1 protein-coding gene is annotated in these 1603 nt (G+C 59.6%); it reads right to left on the reverse strand.

All coding sequences use genetic code 11. From position 1 onward, the window contains the following. Nucleotides 1-416: 416 nt before the first annotated feature. The coding region (locus IVA74_RS36210; RefSeq protein WP_247352302.1) for an SMP-30/gluconolactonase/LRE family protein at nt 417-1603 on the reverse strand (1187 nt) is incomplete at its 5' end.

Here is a 1603-nt window from a genome sequence, read left to right on the forward strand (position 1 = left end):
GCCCTCTTTCAAGTTAGTACCGACGATAGCTCCGATGGTATCCATAGCTGCGACGTACATAGGGGCGACGGACGACGTAGGCCCCGCGCCGATACACGGGCCTTGTGCGGAGGCAACCGCGCGGACCGCAGACCACTGCGACGTTCTCGACGTTCGAAGACTGGAACTGTCCCAAGGGGGCCAGTGGCATTGCTGAAGCGGTCCCGGTCGAAAGAGCTGCGCCACCTAACGCGGCCAGTGCGAGAAGTGCGATCCTAAGTTTCATCTAGTTCCTCCCGTTGAGTGTTATCTCCACAGGACGTGTAGAGGTTCGTCTGTGAATGAACGATGAGGACGAAGATTAAATCGCGGTAATCAGCGGCTACGCGGTGATGCGCGGCTGATGCGGTGCGCACCGCAGCAGCCTCGCGGCGAAGTCATGGTTGCGCCGCCAACCGCACGCCATCTGGCCCAATCAGTCCGGGGTAGGGCGCCTTGAACTTGTAGACGGTTCCGCTGACGGCACCTTCCATGTAGATATATTGGTTATTCTCGCCGCCAAAGGCAAAGTTCGTGGCCGAGGAATCACCATTTGGCAACGGTACGTAACCGATGATGAAGCCACGCGGATCGTACTCGATGACTCCGCCGATGCCGCACGCCGCCCAGAGATTCCCATGCACGTCATAGTGGATGCCGTCAGGCCCACCGTTGCCGGGATTGTAGCTTCCGGCCGTGGCGAAGAAGAATGTCGTGTGCGAGGGATCGTTGGCGCAGTCGGTGCAGGCGGGATTCGGCCCTCGCAGGAACGAATAATACAGCATCCGGTTGCTCGCATAATCCGCAACAGCGAGCGTGCCGTCATCCGGCGAAACCGCTATGCCGTTAGGAAAACTGCCCGTAGTGATGATGCGCCGGAGAATCCCGTCCTTGGAATATTGATAGACCGCGCCGGTCCGATCAGCCGCATCGGGTCCTGGTCCTGTTCCCCATGGGTCGGTGAAATACAGGTTGCCCTCGGCGTCGAAGTCGAGATCATTTGGACCCTTAAAGAGTTCGTTATGGAACGTGGAAACGAGCGAGCTTAGTTTCTTCGTCTCCGGATCATAGACCAGGACGCCGAGGTGGCGGGTCGTGACGTAAAGCTTGCCGTCATGCCAGCGCGTCCCCTGCGGTTCGCAAGCGGGACCGAGGTCTCCTTTCGGGTTGCAGTTGAACCCGGGGACCAGCTTGGCGTCTGGAGTGAGGTAGGACACCCAGCCGCTGCCAATCGCGACAAACCAGAAGTTGCCTGCCTTGTCGAAGGCCCCGCCCTCGAGAAACTTGCCCTGGGGTTGATCATGGATATCCGCAAACAAAGTAACCGGTCCGATGCCGGGCGGCGGTGGTGGCAGACCCCACGGCTGCACTTGCTCCGGCGATGGCGGACCGGCGAGTGGGGGCGCGGGGATGGACTGGGCTTGCGCCGATGCAGTATGAACGGTTGCGGCCGAGCCCCAGAGTACGAGCGAGAGAATACAGACGGCACTTGCCAACTTCGTTGTCATGACGGTTTCCTCCGACGCTTTTGTTTTTTTCTGCCGTGCTTCAAGCATCAGCTCAAAACGTGGCACGAACATGGGCG

The sequence above is a fragment of the Bradyrhizobium sp. 132 genome (assembly GCF_023074185.1).
In the GTDB taxonomy this organism is placed as follows: domain Bacteria; phylum Pseudomonadota; class Alphaproteobacteria; order Rhizobiales; family Xanthobacteraceae; genus Bradyrhizobium.